This window comes from Bacillus sp. NEB1478, from assembly GCF_031582965.1.
Taxonomy (GTDB): Bacteria; Bacillota; Bacilli; order Bacillales; family Fictibacillaceae; genus Fictibacillus.
Window position 1 is genome coordinate 3,200,629 of the sequence record NZ_CP134049.1, and the last position, 20,666, is coordinate 3,221,294.

Below are 20,666 nucleotides of genomic sequence, written 5' to 3' on the forward strand. Positions count from 1 at the left end.
TCCAATTAACTTGTCAATGGAGACTCATTATAAGCATTTACCCATAAGCAGCAATCATTTAGAAAAAAAGTATCTTAAAGGTTAAAAGGATTCAATGGACGAGATCCTGTGTAGGAAACGACGCTCTTTGTCTCTGTATACAGATCTAACGTTTCGATACAAAGCTCACGGCCGAATCCGGATTGCTTATACCCGCCGAACGGTGTTCCCGGGAAAGCAGAAAACGGTGAGTTGATCATGATTGTACCAGCTTGAATCATACCTGCAACCCGAGTAGCTTTAGCATGATCCTTTGTCCAGATCGCTGCAGCCAGACCAAAATCGGTGTTGTTTGCAAGTTTTACCGCTTCCTTCTCATCCTTAAACGTTGAAACGACAACTACCGGACCAAAGATTTCTTCCTTAACCACCTTCATGTTTTCGTTAACATCTGTAATGATCGTCGGCAAGTACCAGTGACCATTTTCAAAACCATCCACTTTCGCACGTCCGCCGCCTAAAGCAATTGTTGCTCCTTCTTCTTCAGCGGACTTCACGTAGCCATCGATTACTTCAAGCTGACGCTCTGAGATAATTGCTCCAACATGAGTACCTGAATCAAGTGGATTGCCAAGAACAAGTCTTTTCGCTTTCTCAACAAATTTTTGCATGAACGCTTCATATACACTTTCTTGAACGTACAGACGGGAACGCGCTTCACAAGACTGACCTGTGTTATAAAAGATTCCAAATAGAGAACCGTCAACAGCAGCATCAATATCACTATCTTCAAAAACGAGATTAGGAGATTTTCCGCCCAGTTCAAGCGTAACACGCTTAAGTGTTTGTGAAGCTTTTGCCATAATATCTTTACCCGTTCCTGTTTCACCTGTGAAGGCTACCTTATCAACACCTTCGTGTTCAGCAAGATAGGATCCAACGGTAGCACCGTCACCCGTAATGATATTTACAACACCTTCTGGAACACCCGCCTCATGACAAATCTCAGTCATCACGATTGCCGTTAAAGGTGTTAAACTTGCAGGTTTTAAAATAACAGAACAGCCAACAGCGATAGCCGGAGCGATCTTCCAAGCTGCCATCATCATCGGATAGTTCCAAGGAATGATCTGTGCACATACTCCTAGCGGCTCTTTCAGTGTATAGTTCATGAAAGGTCCAGGCATCGGGTTCACAGCACCGCGGTGACTTACAATCGCACCTGCATAGAACTCAAAGTCCTCGATTGCCTGCATCACTTGTCCTTGTGCAGCACTTAATGATTTTCCGCTGTTTAAAATCTCCAGTTCAACAAGCTCGTTGAAGCGTGAACGCATGATGCTCGCAATCTTGTTCATGGTTCGCGAGCGCTTATTTACAGGAGAACGCTTCCATTTCCCCGTTTCAAAAGCAGTCCGTGCAGCTTCAACAGCACGGTCTACGTCAGCTTTCGTTGCTTTTGCCACTTTTGCTAACGGTTCGCCAGTCGCAGGATTGCACGTTATGAAATACTCACCTTCTGAACCGCCTGCACTTTGTCCGCCGATAATCATATCGTATTGATCACGCTTTACTGCTTTTACTTCTGTCTTAGGTGTACCCATGTTACTCGACTCCCCTTTTCTTAGCTGTCTACTTGCCTGTGAATGCAGGTTTTCTCTTTTCTAAAAAAGCATGTAATCCTTCTTGATGATCTTCTGATTCCCCAGCAATCTTTTGAGCTTGTGCTTCATATTCGAGCACTTCGTTCAGGTCGCTATCCCAACTTTTATTCATGTAGCGCTTAATAAGTCCGATCGCTTTTGTAGGCATGTTGGAAAGTTTCTCTGCAAACGTCTCAACTTCCAGCATGAAATCCTCTTCACTAACCGTCTTCGTAACAAGTCCAAACTCTTTCGCTTGTGCTGCTGAAATTTTTTCGCCTAATACGGCAAGTTCCATCGCTTTCGCATGTCCGACAAGCCTAGGCAAGAAATATAGATTTCCTGAATCAGGTACTAATCCAACATGAATGAACGCTTCTATGAAACTTGCTTTTTCACTCGCAATCCGGAAATCACAAGCAAGCGCGAGGCTCATACCCGCACCGGCTGCTACACCGTTAACTGCTGCGATAACAGGCTTTTCCATAGCTACTAAAGCTTGAACCATCGGGTTATAACCTTTGCGAAGAACTTCGCCATAATCCGTATCTGTTGAACCTGATAGATCTTGTCCTGAACAGAACGCCCGGCCAGAACCAGTGATGACAACAGCTCTCACATTGCTGTCTTTGTTCGCTTCTTTAATCGCCGACACCATTTCTTTATGCATAAGGGATGTAAAAGCGTTCAGCTTATCTGGACGGTTTAATGTAATCCAAGCCGTTTTCCCTCTTGTTTCATAGCTTATCGTTTCAAACATCGTTATCCCCCTATTTACCCTTAAACTCTGCAGGACGTTTTTCAACAAAAGCTTTCATGCCTTCTTTTTGATCCTGTGATGAGAATAAGAGATAAAAGTTTTTTCGTTCAAACTGCATGCCATCGTAAGTTGAATAGTCGATTGATTTATAGACAGTTTCTTTAATTAAACGAACAGATAATGGTGCTCTTGATGCTACTTGCTTCGCATATTTTATAGCTTCATCTAAAACGAGTTCCGGAGCAATCACGCGGTTGATCACACCGTGTTGAAGAGCTTCTCCGGCAGTCATCGGATCACCTAGCCACAGCCATTCCAACGCTTTTTTCTGGCCCATTAATTTTGTGAGCTTAACCGTTCCGCCAGCTCCTGGCATAACACCCAGCTTGATTTCAGGAAAACCAAACTGAGCGTTTTCAGCGGCAAACAAAATATCGGCACATAATGCTAATTCAAAACCTCCGCCGAAACAGTAGCCATTAACAGCACCGATAATCGGCTTCTTTATTGTTGCAAGACGATCCCATTCCTTAAACTGGTTTAATAGTTCAAGAGATACGCTGTCGTCATCTTTCATTTCATCAATATCGGCACCTGCGGCAAATGCTCGTTCATTGCCAGTCAAAACAATCGCTTTTACCTCGTCGTTACGATCAAATCCTTCAAAAGCATCCAGAAGTTCCGTAACCATCGGCCTGTTAATCGCATTGAGCACGCGCGGCCTGTTTAATTGAATTAAGGCAATCCCATCATCAACTGAGGTTAAGATTGTCTCAAAATTACTCATTGACTTCCTCACCGATCATGAGCGTTACAAGTTCAGCTGCAAAGCTCATCAAGTCTTTTCCAGAAGCTTTTCCTTCATCAGACTTCATCGCTGCTTTTAATGCATCATGGTCGTCATAGTACATTTCACAAAGAATGTGGTAGTCGCTTTTTCCCATTGGTGAACCTACAATTTTTGTTACTTCCATTTTACGAAGGCCAGGAATTTGTTTCGTGATTTCTGTATGATGTCCATAATAGTGTTCGTCGAATTTTTCGATATTCTCAGGTGTTTTGTATAGTGCGATTAGTTTTACCATGTTTGTTTCCTCCCTATATTTACATACATATTTTTTATCCCATATCGGCAACGGGTTTCATTGCCTCAAACGGGTTCTTGCACGATTTGCAGTAAAGGATGCTTCTGCAAGCTGTCGGACCAAAGATGTTTTCCATCGTCACATAAGTTGAACCGCAGTACGGACAGTCAATCTCCCAAGGCTCGCCCATTACATGGTTTGCCGGCGGAGGCGAGATGCCAAACTCTTTTAGCTTCTCACGTCCTTCTGGAGAAATCCTGTCTGTTGTCCAAGGCGGTGTATATACAAAGTTCACTTCTACTGATGTAATTCCTTCTACTTTTTCGACAGCCTTTTTAATATCTCTTTCAATAATGTGCAACGCTGGACACCCGGAAAAAGTAGGAAGTACAGATACTTTCACTGTTCCATCTGTCACTTCAACTTCGTGGATCATACCGAGGTCAAGAATATTGACGGAAGCAATCTCAGGATCTTTAACATGCCCTAGCACATCCATAACTGTCAGTTTCATGCTGTTTATTGATTCGGACACGTGGTTCATCTCCTTTCTTCTCGTCTTTAATTACCAGCCTGTTGCAGGGTTCGTTGCGTAAACTTCTGATAATGTTGCAAGTGCGTTTTCTAAGTCCATTGTATGAACTCCATTCCGCCCGTTGCCTCTTTCCATTCGAGGTTCACCAGAAATGTTGAGACCAACCTCATTAAATACAGCTTCAATTTTATTCATAAAGCGTTTCTTCATGACCGCTTCATCATCGATAAAGTTCGCTTTTACGATTTCAGCGTACGAAGGGCCAAGAGTTAAAACACCGCCAAAGTCATTCCAAACCTTTTCAACAGCTGCCGTCATGCGTTTCTTCGCTTCATCAGTACTCGTCATAAGTTGCTTAAACCAGATTTCCCAGTGCATCAAATGATAGTATTGCTCAATCATAATCTTGCGTGCTGCTTCTGCTAACGGCTCATAGTCCGAATGTCTTAATGATTCAAGGCGAATTTGCTTATGCAAAGCGTAAAAATAGTTTCTTACTACAGCAAAGGCCCAATCATAATCAGGCTCTTTCAAATACGTTCCATGTCCGTTTACTTCTTCTAAAAGAATGGCATTTTTGAACTTGTCAGCTGAACGGAGATGAGCGATTTTGTCCGCTTCCCCTTCTCCTAAATCTTCAAGAAGACGATAGTAAAGGTTCGCATGTCCCATCATATCCTGGCTGATTGAAGAAAAAGCAACGTCTTCTTCAATATGAGGCGCAAGACCGAGCCATTCTGATCCGCGGTAAGCAAGAATGAAATCATCATCTGCTAATTGATAGAGGAGCTCGATTAACGCTGCTTTCTCTTGTGGCTTTATTGTTTCCTGTGTCATTAATTGTCTCCCCTTCCGCCAAGAATGTGCTTCTCGGTAAATTGCTCTTGATTGTAGTCACGCCATTTTTTCTTTAAATAACCGTATCCTTTAGTCTCTCGATACTCCTTATCCAAACGTTTGAGCATTTCTTTTTCATCTTGGCTCAAACCTCGGATGTTCTCTCTCTTCACGACCCAAATATCAGCGACTGTCTCTCTTCTGAAAAAGTTCTCTTTTGCCATGATGAGCGCCATATCCGCATTGGGAGCCAGCAAGCTGAAGCTATGCTGAAACGGAGATTTGTCTGTTTTTTTGCTGAATACTTCATATACGTTATAAAATTCATTATTCTGCTCGTTCACTTTTGAATTCTCCTTCCCCTGTTAGATCGCCTTTTTGGCAGCCAATGCCGCGCGGACCCACTCATTGTTCTGATACGAACGGCGTCGCAGATCTAGACGATTTTGTGATTGCGGTCCATGTCCTGTAACGATCTGCTTAAACTTGCTCCAGTCAGCATCTTTATAGATCCACATTTGTGTATCTTCATCGAATCGAATCGTATCATCCGGAATCGTCAGTCCAAGAGACTGGATGCGAGGAATGTATTTTGTGAAAAATTCCTGGCGAAGATCTTCGTTCGTTTTTGCACGAATTTTATACATGATGTTCTTATCTGCATTTGAATTCCCTGTTTCTTGCGCGGACTTTGGTCCGAAGAACATGATCAGGGCTTCCCACCAGCGGTTTAATGCGTCTTGAAGCATCTCACGCTGTTCAGGTGTACCTTCTGCCATCGCTAAAATGATGCTTTCACCATGCTGTGCATGGAATACTTCTTCCGCACAAATACGTTTTAATGCGCGTGCGTACGGTCCATAAGATGAATCAAGCATCATGCTTTGCGAAATAATTGCCGCTCCATCAACAAGCCACGCAATAATCCCTGCGTCTCCCCAAGTTGGTGCGTCCATATGGAACACATTATGAAACTTCAGCTTTCCGGAAAAAAGATCTTCCATAATGTCATGGCGTGTTTTGCCAAGCGGCGCCATCAGATCTTCAGCAACACGAAGCAGCAGCTGTCCGTGACCCATCTCATCTTGCACCTTTGCCATGATTGCTAGCTTTCTGTGCAGTGAAGGTGCTTTTGGCACCCACTCTTTTTCAGGAAGCGCCCCCATGATTTCCGAAATTCCGTGCATGGAGATTAGACGGATGAGCTGCAATCTGTAGTCATCCGGCATCCAGTCATCCGGTTCAATCTTCTCACCCGCATTGATCCGGTCAAGAAAATGCTGCATTTTTTCTTCTTCACTTAGCTGATTAAAGCTTATTCCAACTGTCATGCTATTTCCCTCCTGTTATATTACGTTTAATTACCGTAATCCTTAAATATCGTTATATATTAAACTTCTAATTTTTTTTGCTCATGCCTTACAACTCGAATCGCTTTCCCTTCAGAACGAGGGATACTTTTTGGTGAATGTACTTTTATTTCCATCATAACGAGACAAGTATCTTTTATTTTTTTCTTAATCGTCTGCTTCAACAGTTCTGCATTCCCTTGTGATTCATCACCAATCGTTAATGCGTAAAGCTTTTCGCTCATCTCCACATGAAGCTCTATTCTTTCTTTCAATCCATCTTTGAAAATATGAACCTGATAGTGCGGCACAATATCTTCTACTGAAAGAAGACAGTTTTCGATTTCAGACGGAAACACGTTTACGCCTTTGACGATGAGCATATCGTCAATTCTTCCTTTAACCCTGCTCATTCTTACCGATGTTCTTCCACAGCTGCAAGGTGTCCGATCAATGGAAGCAATGTCACCCGTTCGGTAGCGGATAATCGGGAATGCTTCCTTCGTGAGACTAGTGAAAACAAGCTCACCATATTCACCGTCAGGAACAGGCTGCAGTGATTCAGGATCAATGATTTCAGCAATAAAATGGTCATCCATAATGTGCAGTCCGTTCTGTGCTTCATGGCATTCCATCGCTACACCTGGACCCATCACTTCACTTAGGCCATAGATATCCATCGCCTTAATGTTGAACTTTTCTTCTAAGGTTGCTCTCATCTCTTCTGACCAAGGTTCAGCACCAAAAATTCCATATTTTAATGAAGTGGCACGCGGATCTTTGCCGAGCTGCTCCATCTTTTCCGCAATCGTCAATATATAGGAAGGTGTTCCGCATATCACTTGCGGTTCAAAGTCTTCAATAAGCATAATCTGTCTTTCTGTATTGCCGCCAGACACTGGAACAGTTATCATACCTAACCGCTCTGACCCGTAATGAAGTCCAAGTCCCCCTGTGAAAAGACCATATCCATAAGCATTGTGAAGAACATTTCCAGGCTCCCCGCCTGCGATGGCGATCGACCTGGCTACCATATCACTCCAACGATCGATGTCACCCTGTGTATAACCCACAACTGTCGGTTTTCCGCTCGTACCGGAAGAAGCATGCAAACGAACAAGCTCACCTTGCTGAACTGCAAATAGACCAAACGGGTAGTTATTACGAAGATCTTTTTTTACGGTAAACGGCAGTTTCTGAAGGTCTTCCAAAGACTTTATATCATCTGGATGAATGCCCTTTTCATTAAACGCTTGTTTATAAAATGGTACTTTTTCATAAACGGTTTCTGCCGTGTTCTTTAAACGTTGAAGCTGAAGCTCCCTTTTTTTACTATCACTCAAGCACTCTACATCAGGATGAAGGATCATACATTCTCATCTCCCTATATGATATGTAAGCGGTTTCATTAATGATTAAAAAAATATGACGTTTTTATACCGTTAATAACTATTAGTGTAATGTGATTTGAATTCAGCTTACCATTTTGGGCGAATTGGTGTCAAATAAAAATAGTACCGAATAACTGCTTTAACTTGCTAGTTTCCTTCTCAGGCGGACACTTTATTGGAAAATCTGTAATGAACCGTTGTTTTTGTGGGATTAACTAAAAAAAGTCTGGTATTGTTAAAAATTTTTCTGGGATTATTGAGTTTTTTTCTGGGATTATGCCAACTAATCTAAAAAATGTGTATTTAAAATGGAATGATAAGAATTCAAAACAAAAACCGCCTCACAAAAAGGCGGTTTCTCTATTTTTATGGCTGTTTTCTAGAAGATTGTTGTTTTTGGCTCGTATTGTTCGTTCTCATCATGGATAAGTTGATTGAAGTGCAAGGTGCGAGACTCCTGCGGGATCAGCGGGACAGGTGAGACTCTGAAGGTGCAAGGCGCCAGGGAGGCTCACCGCACGCCCCGCGGAAAGCGAGCATCCTGGAGCGGAAATTAACAACTTAAAAAAGCTACAAACAATGCGAAAACAGCTATTTTTATTAATATAAAAGGTCTAAAAACTCCTGACGAGATACATTGCCAAAATAATGATTCATATCAACATCTTCGAGCGCTTTTTCAATCTCTTCACGATCATAGCGTATTCCAGTTAATTTTTTCTCGATATCCGAAACATCGCCTACACCAAAGAAATCCCCGAAAATTTTATTTTCTTGAATGATTCCTTTTACAATATGGAGCCGAATATCAACGGATCCCGCTGCAAAACGATTAGATAACTCAACATTGAATTTTGGAGATTTTCCGTAGTTCCAATCCCAGTTCGCATAACGTTCTCTGGAGATTTTGCGAATCTCTTCCCAATCCTTAGCTGTTAGTTCGTATTTTGGAACAGCATCAAATTCTTCAAAAAGATACGTAAGAAGTGTTTGTTTAAACTCTTCCATCGTTGTTTTCTCAGGAAGGTGTTCAGAAATATTCGTTACTCGGCTTCGAATCGATTTAATTCCTTTAGATTCAATTTTATCCAATCGAACTTTCAATGCAGAAACAACATTTTCGATCTCAGAATCAAACAACAGTGTTCCGTGGCTAAACATTCTTCCCTTTGTAGAGAATTGTGCGTTTCCAGAAATCTTTCTGCCATCTACTAAAATATCATTTCTTCCGCTAAGTTCTGCGTGAACACCGAGTTTTTTCAGCGCCTTTACAACAGGATCGGTAAACTTTTTAAAATCATGAAAAGAATTTCCGTCATCCTTTGTAATAAAACTAAAATTAAGATTGCCTAGATCGTGATAAACAGCTCCGCCGCCAGATAATCGGCGAACCACATGAATCCCTTCTTCACGAACATACTCTGAATTAATCTCTTCTATTGTATTTTGATTCTTCCCAATAATTATAGAAGGTTCATTTATATAAAATAGCAAATACGTTTCATTAATGTCTAAATGTTTTAAAGCAAACTCTTCTATTGCCAGATTCACGCGTGGATCTGTAATGTTCTCATTATCAATAAAAAGCATACTCTTCCCTCTTTCAACCCCTAAACTTTAAGCTCCCCACGTCCAGCCAGACGATGCAAGCTCCACTTTATTGTTATACACCTCTTTCGCCTCTGTGACAAGTTGTGGCAACTCTCCAAAATGAGGAAGATGTGTCAGAAGAAGATGATTCACTTCCGCTTGTGCAGCAAGCTTCCCGCAATCCTCAGACGTCATGTGACCTGGACCGCTTCCATCCATTCCTTTATAAAAATTGCACTCAGCAATCAGTAAATCCGCTTGGCTGCTTAAAGGAACGAGCTCGGGAATCAACGCAGTATCTGCCGTATAAACGATCGTTTCCTTTCCGTCGGTGATTCTCATCGCATAACAAACTGCTGCATGCTTTGTCAGCTGGAACGTAATCGTAAACGGTCCAACCTTTAGTTCACGAGAAGGATCATACGACATACCTTTTGTATGGTGAAGATGTGTAAGCGAAAGCAATCCAGCTTCATCATCGTTATGTCCATAAATCGGCAGTGTCTGCATCCCCTTCTGTAAAAAGGACTGAATAAGTCTGCTGTATTGCAAGACACCAATATCCGCTACATGATCGGCGTGATAGTGAGAAAGTACAACTGCATCAAGCTCTTCTGGCTTTATGTATTTTTGAAGCTGCGCAAGAACCCCGCTTCCGCAATCAATAAGCAGGTTAAACCCTTCGCTTTGCAAAAGATAGCCTGATGTCGCTTCTCCTGCACCAGGATAGCCACCCCAAAAACCTAATACTGTTAACTTCATTTTTACATCCTCCTCTATATTCAAACCGTTTTTCTTTCAATGAGTTTCACTTCTACTTCTTCATAAAGTATAGTTTCAGTCTGCATCGCCTGGTTAAATAATTTTCTGCCTACCTCAAACAAAGGAATTTCCAATGTCGTAATGTTCATTACCTTTGCAATTGGTTGATTATCAAAACCCAGTATGGCTAGCTGATCCGGCACAGTGATTGTATGTTCCTTTGCGCATGCTAGTATCCCTGCTGCTACTTGATCACTTGTTACGAGCAATGCAGATGGCCGGTGCCCCATACTCTGCAGTTTGTTCACTACTTTTTCACCATCATCAAGCTGATAACAATCGTAAAATATGAATTCTTTTTTAAACGGTTGTTTAATTTTGTTAAGAAAATCCCGGTATGCAAGGTACCTCTGTTCACTGCTCGTTCCCGATTTTCTGCCTATACAAAAGCCGATTTCTCTATGACCTTTTTCATATAAATAGTCTAACGCTATGGTAAAACTTTTATAATGATCGATAAATGTTGAGGAAACCTGCTTGTCTCTTGCATCTTCACATAAAACAATCGGTCCAAAAGAAATATAATCTTTAATCGTTTCCCAGGAACAATTTCTGGAACAGATGATCAATGCATCAATTTGTTTTAACTTTAACATTGTTAAGGCTTCCAGTTCTCTCTCTTCCTCATAATTCGTCTGAAACAAAACGAGTTTGTAATTATGCTTCAATGCTTCCTTTGCGATCCCTTCAATTAAGTAACCGAAATATGGATGATTAGAAAATGGAACAACGACACCAACAAGAAACGTCTTTCCTGTACTCAGGTGGATAGCGTTAATGTTTGGCTTATAGTTGCTTTTCTTAATTGCTTCGAGAACCGCTTGCTTTTTTTCCGCACTGACATAAGGTTGCTGATTCAGAACTCTGGAGACTGTTGTGACTGAAACTCCAGCCATTTTAGCGATATCTTTTATGTTGGCCATCTTCTCACCTTTTTCACTCAAACTTTTTCTTGCTCTGAAACGCGTTCCATACTTTACCCTGAATTTAAAGAAAGGGGGGAATTCGATATGGATATTATAATCGGTTTAATTTGTTTACTTCTACTATGCTTCACGGTGTTACTTACATTCTCGATTGCATTATCATTACCTTTTAACAAGAGAAAGAACCCAAATATAAGCAAAGATCCTTTCGACTACTTATTTGATGTGTATGGTGATTAATTGTGAGGTCTTTTCCTTTTATTTTCGCACGTTAAAAAACCGATCACAACGGCTGGTCGGTTTTTCGCGGTTTATGCAGAATTAGCAGAGGTGAATTTGACTGGGATTTTCTCGATTTAGTCTAATTCGGGATGAATTAAGTCTGTTTGGAACATAATTAAGTCTAATTTAAAATAATTAAGCCTTTCTACAAAATTCGACAACATCTCACACCGCACCGTCCAAAATACCCTTAACATTAAAAAGCTCTGCAGCAAATCTCTGCAGAGTTACTTCTGTCCCCTATTGTCCAACTTTATTGGTTCAATTCAAACAAGAGTTTTCTTTTTTATTTACCACACTTTTATCCCTCAGTAATATTTTTCCCGGTCCAGCCTGAATATTGATGCAGGTGTCCATCATTAAAAGAAGTTGTTCCGGTAATCATATGATAATGTGTTCCATCTGCCGTATAAACAGGAGGGCCGGTTGTTCCCGAGAAGCGATGTACATGACCGTCATCAAAAGTAGTTGTTCCTTCATAGTGATGAACATGTCCCATCGTATTATATGCAGTGTTTGTCATTCCTTGGACAGTATGTGAGTGCCCATCATTTACAGTGGTCTGGGTAGAATATTGATGAACATGAACATTTCTGCCTCTCCATTTTATATGTTCAATATCATGACCGTGCACTAAACTTCCTCCTTCCTTAAATATCATCTTCATATTTCTATGTTTTTGATATAAAAAAATACATAACAAAAACCTGCATCCTTATAGGTGCAGGTTCTCATTAATAAACTCTATTCTTTTACCGCACCAGATGTTAATCCAGATACGATACGGCGCTGGAACGCCAATACCATGATTACGAGAGGAACGGTAACAATAATTGTTGCAGCCGTTATTTCTCCCCAAGGAATCGTGAACTGGCCTTCAAACATCGCGATCCCAACCGGAACCGTTTTGTAAGCATCATCTGTATTGATGGTTAGTGCAAACAGGAACTCATTCCAAGCTGAGATAAACACAAGAATGGCTGTTGTAAAAATCCCTGGAATCGCAAGCGGCAAGATGACTCTCCAGTATGTCTGCATCATGGAAGCACCATCGATTTTCGCTGCTTCTTCCAGATCGAACGGAATCTTTCTGAAAAACGTTACGAGCAGCCAGATGGATAATGGCAGTGTAAATGTTGTGTAAGGAATGATCAAACCTAGATAACTGTTTGTCAGTCCAATGTTCTTTAAAAAGATATAAATAGGTGAAATCGTTGCGATCTGCGGGAACATTGAGACCGATAAAACCAATCCCAAGATAAAGGTTTTCCCTTTAAACTTCAATCGAGCGATTGCATAAGCTGCAAAACTCGCAACAAACACCACGTATAATGTAGTAACAGTTGAAACAACTAAACTGTTCCATAAATATTTTAAAAAGGGATAATTCACAAATACAGATTTATAATTTGCTATTGTCATATTATCTGTAAATGGTTTAAACGCCCGTTCACCAAAAAGCTCTGCTACTGGTTTAACCGAACTTGTCAGTACCCATAAAAACGGAAACATGACAAGGAAGACAAACAATGCTAAGAAGACATAAAATAACGGACCTGCTTTTTTGTTCATTTCCTATTCACTCCTTTACTTTTCCGTTTTTACTTATCATTTAAAAGGTCACGGCCTAAGAACTTAATATAAATCATTGAAATGGCGGCTACACAGACAAACACAATAACGGACAACGCCGAACCTTCACCGAAATTGGTCTGTCCGAACATCACTTTATAAGCCAAAATCGATATCGTTTCTGTTGAGTTTGCAGGACCTCCGCCTGTTAACACATACACTAAGTCAAACACACGGAACGCGTCCAAAGTACGGAACAGCAACGCAACTAGAATGCTAGACTTTAATAGTGGCAATGTGATCGTAATGAACTGCTTCCACTTGCTGGCTCCATCAATTGCAGCAGCTTCATACAGCGACGTTGGTATCGTCTGCAAGCCTGCTAATAGCAAGAGAGCCATATATGGAGTCGTTTTCCAAACATCGGCGAAAATAACAGAGAACATCGCACCATTACTGCTTGTTAAAAGGGATGTCATATGATCAACTAGTCCGGCCTTCTCGAACACTTTTGCGACTATTCCATTTTGACCATCATATAAATACTTCCACATAAAAGCTGATACTGCCGTTGGAATTGCCCATGGAATCAGTATCGTCGCACGAACAAGCCCTCTTCCAATAAACGCTTTATTAATCAGAACTGCTATCGCTAAACCAATGACAAGCTCTGCAAGTACAGAAATGATTGTAAATACAGTCGTATTTTGCAGTGCTTTCCACATCCGGCCGTCGCTTAAATTATCTTTATAATGCTTAAATCCAATAAAGTTCGGCTTAATAACAGCATCATTTAATGAAGATGATAAGCCGATTACATCATCTGGATTTTGCAGCTCATCCTTCATTTCTTTTCCTAAACTTGTCGTATCGCTAGTTACTTTTTCCAGTTCAAGTACGACTTCTTTGTCAGCTTTCGTTTTTGCAAGATCTTCACTGACAGGTTTCATTACCATCAGTTTTTCATCAACTTGGTCATAACGTTCTTTTACTTTGCTATCGGATTTCAGTTTTGAATCTACTTTTTCTAGACGAGCCTGTATTTCTTCAAGTTCTTCTTTTGTTTTCCCCGTTGCTTTTTCCGTCTCATCTTCTAAAGAACTGATTAAAAACGGGTAGTTATCTAAGTAAGTATGCAGATCTACTTTATAGGATATAAAAGCTTCTGACTTCGATGGTTTACTCAATCGAAGATCAAACAAACTAAAATAAAACGATTGAATTACTGGCCAAATGGCAATGACAAGTATAAGAATCAATGCTGGTGCAACAAGCAGATAGCCCAGATTTTTCTCAGACATCTTCTTTTTCGTCTTGCTTTTCGTATCCATTTTTATTGTTTTCGGATCATTCGGCATTAGATTTGGTTTCAACAGATTCAGCTCCTTGCTATTCGAATGCAATCGACGGACGGGCGTTGTAACGTCCATCCATTTCACTCTATGAAATCGATACCAGTTATAGTAAAAGGGGGAGCCTCCATTGACGAAGGCTTACCCCTATTTAACTAAAATAACTTGATTACTTTTCTAGCTTTTCAGAGATCTCTTTTTGCATATTTTTCGCAGCTTCTTCAGGTGTGATTTGCTTAGCGATTGCTTTAGACATCTGAACTTGAATGATGTCTGAAATCTCAGGATAATTCGGTGCTACCGGACGAGATACCGCTGCTTTAAGTGCGTTTACGAATCCTTCTTCTTTAAAGTATGGGTTAGCATCTAAAACTTCTTTGTCCTCATATAGAGAAAGAATTGTTGGTGCATGTCCACCTTTGATGGCACTGATCTTTTGTCCATCTTTTCCAGTCATGAAGCTTAAGAACTTCCAAGATGCTTCAGCGTGCTTCGTGTTCTTGTTGATACCCATCATCCATCCACCAAGTGCTGCTGCAGAACCAGCATCACCAGCCGGAAGTGGAGCTACTCCAACTTTGCCTGCGATTTTAGATTGAGACTTGTCGTTTGCAAGAGCAAATTGATATGGCCAGTTACGAATTAAAGGACTTTGACCATTGATGAAAGCCGTATGAGATTCAGGCTCAGAGAATGTTGTAACGTTTTGTGGAACAACATCAGAATTTACAACTTCAACCATCTTACTGATCCCTTTGATTGCTTCAGGAGAATCCACTTTCACTTCGCCGTTCTCATCGATAATTTTACCGCCGTAAGATGCGATAAATTCAACCGCGTTACATACCAGGCCTTCGTATTGTTTCGCTTGCATTAAGTAACCGAACTGAGTTCCGCCTTGCCCTTTTGTTTCTTTCGCTTTAGCCAATAGCTCATCCCATGTTTTCGGTGCAGTTCCTTCTTTTATTAGGTCTGTACGATAGAAAAGCATACCTGCATCAATGAACAAAGGAAGCGACCATTGCTTACCTTTAAATTTAGAAGCACTTAAAGCTCCTTGGTTATGTGCATCTAGATCAACATTATCTTTCTCGATAAAACGATCCAGAGGCATTAAGTATCCAGCTTGAGCAAATTCTGCCGGCCAGATTACATCCAGATTGATCACGTCGATCTCATCGGAATTTGCATTAAATGCTGTTACATAAGCATCATGCTGTTTACCCGTATCAGCAGGCATTTCTTTTACTTGAACATCAATGTTAGGGTATTTCTTTTCAAAAGCTTCCACCATTGCTTTTGTCCCTTGTGTATCATCCTTACCACGTGCATAAACAATTTTTACCTTCTCGTCCTTACTGCCGGATTTGCTGCTGCTGTCATCTTTGTCAGAACAAGCTGCAAGCACAAGTGAAAGCGCTAGTGAAGTCGAAATCACTTTAGAAATCTTTTTAAGCTTTTTCATGTCTTTTCCCCCTACTCTTCTGTTTTGTAAACGGTTTCATTTATTCGAGTAATTTAAGTGGATAACCTTTTGATTAATTGAAACGGCAAAATGACTTCTTTCCTTTTGAGAGGCTTCTTCATTTTAATCGCTTCAACCATTAACTCCATCGCATGACGGGCAATTCGTTCAATCGGTTGTTCCACTGTTGTTAAATCCATAAGTTCAGCTAGAGGCTGATTATCAAATCCGATGATAGCAATGTCTTCAGGAACTTTCCATCCAGCGTCTTTTGCAGCTTTTGCAATTCCAGCAGCGACTTCATCACTTCCCGTAAAAACGGCTTCTGGCGGGTCGTCCAATTTAAGTATAGTTTCAAAAACATCAAACCCATCTTGTACACTGTAGGCTTTATTGAAAAACCACTCGTCTTTTATCCCAATCCCAGCATCTTCAAGGGCTTTTAAAAAACCGATTTTTCTATCTTTCGAGATTCTGGAACTTTTATGGTTCCCCGCACAGTATCCAAGCTTCTTATAACCTTGATCGAGTAGGTGTTTCGTTCCTAAGTAGCTTCCTTCAATCTGGTTTAAGAATACGGATGGAACTTGAGCTTCATCCGAATATTCGTTGCAGACAACTATCGGACCAAACGTTAAGTAAGGTTCGAACTGACTCCAATCATTTTCGATCGATGTCAGGATCAATCCGTCTACTTGCTTTGTTTTTAGAAGCTCTAAAAAGTTACGCTCCTGCTCTTTTTTGTACTGGGTTTGGCATAAAATGAGCTGATACCCTCTTTTTGCTGCTTCTTTTTCCATTACTTCAACCAAGTGGCTGAAAAACGGATTTGTGATACGCGGTACATAAACAGCGATGGTTTCAGTCTGTTGCCTTCGCAGCCTGCGTGCTGATGAATTCGGAACGTAATTCAATTCCTGCATCGCTTTTGTAACGAGCTTTTTTTTCTCATCAGTTACATATGGATGCCGATTGATTACCCTTGAAACTGTTGTACGGGACAAGCCTGCCAGTTTTGCCACATCTTGAATGGTTGCCATCAAATTCTCCTCTTGAAACTTTCTGGAATCGAATTCATGAAATCGTTTTCATAAACAGAGTATATTTCAACTTTTTAACTCGGTCAATGATTTTTCAGAAAGTTTTTATAATTAAACGAAAGTTTGTATCAGAAAGCAGGATATAAGAAGGAACAGCCGAAACTATGATAAAATACTTAAACAAATGTTTAATCGAACTATGAAAGGAGCCAGACTATGATTAAAGTAAAAAATCTAAAAAAGTCCTTCGGTGACCTAGAGGTACTAAAGGATATCAATGCTGAAATTAAACCACAGGAAGTTGTCTGTGTGATCGGTCCTTCTGGCTCAGGGAAAAGCACTTTCCTCCGCTGCATCAATAAGCTGGAGGAAATTACAGGCGGTCAAGTGATCGTCAATGGCACAGATATTACGGATCCAAAAACAAACATCAATAAAATCCGTGAAGATGTTGGTATGGTGTTTCAGCAATTTAACCTCTTCCCTCATAAAACCGTATTAGAAAACGTAACACTTGCACCGCTCAAAGTTAAAAACGTGAACAAACAGCAAGCTGCGGAAAAAGCAGCTGCACTATTAGAAAAAGTCGGCCTGAAAGAAAAAGCCAATGCCTATCCATCACAGCTAAGCGGCGGACAAAAGCAGCGTGTAGCAATCGCCCGTGCACTGGCAATGGACCCTAAAATTATGCTGTTTGATGAACCGACTTCCGCCCTGGATCCAGAAATGGTCGGAGAAGTATTGGAAGTTATGAAAGACCTTGCCCGAGAAGGAATGACAATGGTCGTCGTTACACATGAAATGGGCTTTGCACGTGAAGTTGGCGACCGCGTTATTTTTATGGACGGCGGATATATCGTAGAAGAAAACATACCTTCCGAACTTTTCGGCAATACCCAGCACGAACGTACGAAGTCTTTTTTAAGTAAAGTACTATAAAAATATAGTGTGAAAAGCCAGCTCACAAATGCGAGCTGGTTTTTTGCTGTCATTATGCAGGGGAATAAAATGAGATGGCTTGTTTTGAATGAGACTTAATTAAGGTTCAATCAGACTTAATCTTCATCAAAACAGACTTAATTCACCCTCCATCGGACTTAATTTTTTCAAATTAGACTTAATCCTCCAGAAATACTCCCTCACCAACTCGCCTGTCACCCCTGAAACAAAAGAAAAAAGTGCGGTTTCCCGCACTTTTCCCAGCTTACTTTATTATTTTTTGATCAAGCCTTTGCTTTTCAAGAATTCTTGAGCCACTTCACGTGGATCTTTCTTATCCAAGTCTACTTTCGCATTCATTTCTGCCATATCTTTTTCTGAAATTTTTCCGGCAAGCTCATTCATGACTTTCTCAAGCTTCGGATATTTTTTCAGCGTATCTTCCCTTACTACTGGTGCTGCAAAGTATGGCGGGAAAAACTTCTTGTTATCTTCTAGCGTTTTTAAGTTAAAGCGAACAATTCTTCCATCTGTCGTATATGCTGGAATCGCGTCCACTTTACCTTCTTTAACAGCCGTATACATTAAGTTTGGATCCAGACTTTTCTTATCTTTGAAGTTTAAGTTATATGTTTTAATGAATGGTGTGTAACCATCTTCACGCTCAAAAAACTCCGTAGGGCCGCCAAAACTAAGCTGACTAGATTTTGGCGCGAGCTCTGAAATCGTATCAACATTCACTCGCTTAGCAACTGCTGGATTCAACGCCAGTGCATACGTGTTCTCAAATCCAAGCGGCTTCGTCCACTTCAAATTATATTTATCCGCATAACCCTTTTTAACACTGTCGTAGATTTCATCTGGAGTCATACTTGGATCATATTTTTCTTTAAGTATCGTTAAATACCCTGTCCCTGTGTATTCCACATACATATCGATATCACCCTTTTTAATCGCTTCCGTTAAAATAGGGGTTTCACCGATTGCTTCTTTAACGACAACAGGATAATCTGTTTTGTCTTTCACATACTCAGAAATAAGATATGGCAGGATATATTGTTCTGTCCACTTCTTACCGGTTATAACGATCGCATCCTCATCCGTTCCGCCTCTTAAGGCTAAGAAAAGAATAAGTGCTGCTACAGGAACCACAATCAATACAGGTAATTTCCATGACCCCGCTCGTTTGTTAGCTCTAGGTTCCGTTGCCATTTCAATTCGGCGCAAAATAAAGTCAAAAATGATTGCCAGCAATGCAGCCGGGATTGCTCCAGCTAAAACGAGTTCATTTCGCGTAGTAGATAACCCGCGATAGATCAGATCTCCAAGTCCTCCTGCACCGATAAAGGCGGCAAGTGTTGCTACACCTATTGTTAATACCGTAGCTGTTCGAAGTCCTGCCATAATGATCGGCAATGCGAGAGGAAGTTCGATCATTCTCAGTATTTGAGAATTCGTCATCCCCATCCCTTTTCCGGCTTCAACTGCCGATTTATCGACACCTGTAATCCCGGTATATGTGTTTCGCAAAATCGGTAAAAGCGCATAAACAGTAAGAGCGATGATCGCCGTTGTGCTTCCGATTCCGAAGACAGGCAATAGGAAACCAAAAAGGGCTAAACTTGGAATCGTTTGAAAAATGGCAGTAACTCCGATAACGGGCTCTGCGACACGTTTTCTTCTCGAAATAAAAATCCCAAGCGGTACGGCAATAATAGCTGCAATTAAGATCGATACAAACGATAAAAATAAATGCTGCTGAAGACCGGTTAAAATTTCTGGCCAACGGTTTACGAAAGTATCTTTCATTGTTGTAAAGAAATTATTCATTGCCCGCACCTCCCTCTAGAGGCTTTTGCGCAGCAATGTTTAATCCAGCTAGTCCTCTCATCATCGTTGCTCTTGTAATTAGACCGACAAGCTTCTCGTCTTCAAGAACTGGAATCATACTAACCTGATTTGTAGCGAATATTTCAGCAACATCTGTATATGTGGTCTTCGTATCAACCGTTAGTATATCTGTTTTCATTAGATCACCGACCGTTTTATCCTCTTCTGGATAATGGCGTTCGATCGATTCAAGTGTAGTTATACCAAGCAATTTATTTTGCTGATCTGTTACAAGAAGACTGTCTACTCCATAACGCTTCATCATCTTCAATGCTTCTGCTAGCCCTCTTGTGTATCTCGAAGTTACCGGGTTCGGTCTCATAAGATCAACTGCTTCCGGCATATCAGTGTCTCCTGAAGCGAGTCTGTTTTCACCAAGAAAGCCTTTAACGAAGTCATTCGCTGGATGGCGCAGAATTCTTTCAGGTGTATCAAATTGTACGATTTCACCTTTATTCAAGATAGCAATGCGGTCTGCAATTTTGATGGCTTCATCCATGTCATGGGTTACAAACACAATCGTTTTCTTAATTGTTTCCTGAAGCTTAACAAGTTCATCCTGAAGCTGTTCACGGCTTATTGGATCCAGTGCCGAGAACGGTTCGTCCATTAATATGATTGGAGGTTCTGCAGCAAGTGCGCGGATAACTCCAATACGCTGCTGCTGACCGCCGCTTAGCTCAGAAGGATACCTTTTTCTGAAAGTAGCAGGATCGAGTCCTACTAAATCTAGCAATTCGTCTACTCTGCCCTCATACTCTTCCTTCTTCCACCCTTTTAAGCGTGGGACAAGAGAAATATTGTCTTCAATCGTCATATGCGGCAGTAAACCAATCTGCTGAATAACGTATCCGATATTCCTTCTCAGCTCAACGGGGTTTTTAGTTGCAATATCCTCTCCATCAATTAAGATTGTTCCTTTTGATGGTTCGATCAAACGGTTTATCATCCTCATGGTCGTCGTTTTACCGCAACCACTAGGCCCGATCAACGTGACTAACTCCCCTGGTTTAATATGAAAGTCAATGTTTTTTAAGGCCTCAAAACCGTCAGGGAACTTTTTCCCTACGTTTTTGAAAGTAATCAAGAATGGTTCTCTCCTTTTTTATGAATTAAGCTGCATCTATTAGAATGCCCAATTAGTATGTTTCCCTTGCTTGCTAACTTGCAAACATTAATTTATTTTTCGAAAAACATAAGCTCTTTACA

At 40.8% G+C, this 20,666-nt stretch carries 20 protein-coding genes; 1 reads left to right on the plus strand and 19 read right to left on the minus strand.

Annotated elements, in window-relative coordinates:
• Positions 1–74: 74 nt before the first annotated feature.
• The 17 genes from RGB74_RS16120 to RGB74_RS16200 form a co-directional block, all read right to left on the minus strand.
• Positions 75–1,583, minus strand: a complete 1,509-nt coding sequence (locus tag RGB74_RS16120; protein ID WP_310760310.1) for an aldehyde dehydrogenase family protein — start codon at positions 1,581–1,583, stop codon at positions 75–77.
• A gap of 28 nt (positions 1,584–1,611) precedes the next feature.
• Entirely contained in the window at positions 1,612–2,382 is a 771-nt protein-coding gene (locus RGB74_RS16125) for an enoyl-CoA hydratase-related protein (RefSeq protein ID WP_310760311.1), read from the minus strand.
• A gap of 10 nt (positions 2,383–2,392) precedes the next feature.
• On the minus strand, positions 2,393–3,169 hold the full coding sequence (locus tag RGB74_RS16130) for an enoyl-CoA hydratase/isomerase family protein (RefSeq protein WP_310760312.1): 777 nt from the start codon (positions 3,167–3,169) through the stop codon (positions 2,393–2,395).
• A complete protein-coding gene (locus RGB74_RS16135; protein ID WP_310760313.1) occupies positions 3,162–3,467 on the minus strand; it encodes an EthD family reductase in 306 nt (101 codons plus the stop codon). Before RGB74_RS16135 ends, RGB74_RS16130 begins: the two co-directional genes overlap by 8 nt.
• A 34-nt stretch (positions 3,468–3,501) precedes the next feature.
• Positions 3,502–3,981 (minus strand): 1,2-phenylacetyl-CoA epoxidase subunit PaaD, encoded by a 480-nt coding sequence (gene paaD, locus RGB74_RS16140; protein WP_310762907.1) that lies wholly within the window; start codon positions 3,979–3,981, stop codon positions 3,502–3,504.
• Positions 3,982–4,032: 51 nt separating this feature from the next.
• Positions 4,033–4,839 (minus strand): 1,2-phenylacetyl-CoA epoxidase subunit PaaC, encoded by an 807-nt coding sequence (paaC, locus tag RGB74_RS16145; RefSeq protein ID WP_310760314.1) that lies wholly within the window; start codon positions 4,837–4,839, stop codon positions 4,033–4,035.
• A complete protein-coding gene (paaB, locus tag RGB74_RS16150; RefSeq protein ID WP_310760315.1) occupies positions 4,839–5,183 on the minus strand; it encodes a 1,2-phenylacetyl-CoA epoxidase subunit PaaB in 345 nt (114 codons plus the stop codon). Before paaB ends, paaC begins: the two co-directional genes overlap by 1 nt.
• A 21-nt stretch (positions 5,184–5,204) precedes the next feature.
• Entirely contained in the window at positions 5,205–6,170 is a 966-nt protein-coding gene (gene paaA / locus RGB74_RS16155; protein ID WP_310760316.1) for a 1,2-phenylacetyl-CoA epoxidase subunit PaaA, read from the minus strand.
• Between the two features lie 59 nt (positions 6,171–6,229).
• A complete protein-coding gene (locus RGB74_RS16160; RefSeq protein WP_310760317.1) occupies positions 6,230–7,558 on the minus strand; it encodes a phenylacetate--CoA ligase family protein in 1,329 nt (442 codons plus the stop codon).
• A 621-nt stretch (positions 7,559–8,179) separates the two neighbouring features.
• Entirely contained in the window at positions 8,180–9,169 is a 990-nt protein-coding gene (locus tag RGB74_RS16165) for a lipoate--protein ligase (RefSeq protein ID WP_310760318.1), read from the minus strand.
• A 27-nt stretch (positions 9,170–9,196) separates the two neighbouring features.
• Positions 9,197–9,931, minus strand: coding sequence for an MBL fold metallo-hydrolase (locus RGB74_RS16170; RefSeq protein ID WP_310760319.1), 735 nt, complete (start codon positions 9,929–9,931; stop codon positions 9,197–9,199).
• 20 nt (positions 9,932–9,951) lie between these two features.
• The gene (locus RGB74_RS16175) at positions 9,952–10,914 is read right to left on the minus strand and encodes a LacI family DNA-binding transcriptional regulator (RefSeq protein ID WP_310760320.1); all 963 of its coding nucleotides are present in this window, start codon (positions 10,912–10,914) and stop codon (positions 9,952–9,954) included.
• Positions 10,915–11,500: 586 nt separating this feature from the next.
• On the minus strand, positions 11,501–11,833 hold the full coding sequence (locus RGB74_RS16180) for a YmaF family protein (protein WP_310760321.1): 333 nt from the start codon (positions 11,831–11,833) through the stop codon (positions 11,501–11,503).
• 110 nt (positions 11,834–11,943) lie between these two features.
• Positions 11,944–12,771 (minus strand): carbohydrate ABC transporter permease, encoded by an 828-nt coding sequence (locus RGB74_RS16185; RefSeq protein ID WP_310760322.1) that lies wholly within the window; start codon positions 12,769–12,771, stop codon positions 11,944–11,946.
• Between the two features lie 29 nt (positions 12,772–12,800).
• On the minus strand, positions 12,801–14,102 hold the full coding sequence (locus tag RGB74_RS16190; RefSeq protein ID WP_310762908.1) for an ABC transporter permease subunit: 1,302 nt from the start codon (positions 14,100–14,102) through the stop codon (positions 12,801–12,803).
• A 190-nt stretch (positions 14,103–14,292) separates the two neighbouring features.
• The gene (locus RGB74_RS16195) at positions 14,293–15,588 is read right to left on the minus strand and encodes an ABC transporter substrate-binding protein (protein WP_310760323.1); all 1,296 of its coding nucleotides are present in this window, start codon (positions 15,586–15,588) and stop codon (positions 14,293–14,295) included.
• A 53-nt stretch (positions 15,589–15,641) separates the two neighbouring features.
• Complete coding sequence (locus RGB74_RS16200) at positions 15,642–16,628, minus strand: LacI family DNA-binding transcriptional regulator (protein ID WP_310760324.1); 987 nt, start codon at positions 16,626–16,628, stop codon at positions 15,642–15,644.
• Between the two features lie 216 nt (positions 16,629–16,844).
• Here RGB74_RS16200 and RGB74_RS16205 point away from each other — a divergent pair, with 216 nt between their 5' ends.
• On the plus strand, positions 16,845–17,567 hold the full coding sequence (locus RGB74_RS16205; RefSeq protein ID WP_310760325.1) for an amino acid ABC transporter ATP-binding protein: 723 nt from the start codon (positions 16,845–16,847) through the stop codon (positions 17,565–17,567).
• 273 nt (positions 17,568–17,840) lie between these two features.
• Here RGB74_RS16205 and RGB74_RS16210 read toward each other — a convergent pair whose 3' ends face one another.
• Positions 17,841–19,397, minus strand: a complete 1,557-nt coding sequence (locus RGB74_RS16210) for a glycine betaine ABC transporter substrate-binding protein (RefSeq protein ID WP_310760326.1) — start codon at positions 19,395–19,397, stop codon at positions 17,841–17,843.
• Positions 19,390–20,544: an ABC transporter ATP-binding protein gene (locus RGB74_RS16215; protein ID WP_310760327.1), complete on the minus strand. Its 1,155-nt coding sequence runs from the start codon at positions 20,542–20,544 to the stop codon at positions 19,390–19,392. The genes RGB74_RS16210 and RGB74_RS16215 overlap by 8 nt, the downstream gene beginning before the upstream one ends.
• Between the last annotated feature and the right edge of the window lie 122 nt (positions 20,545–20,666).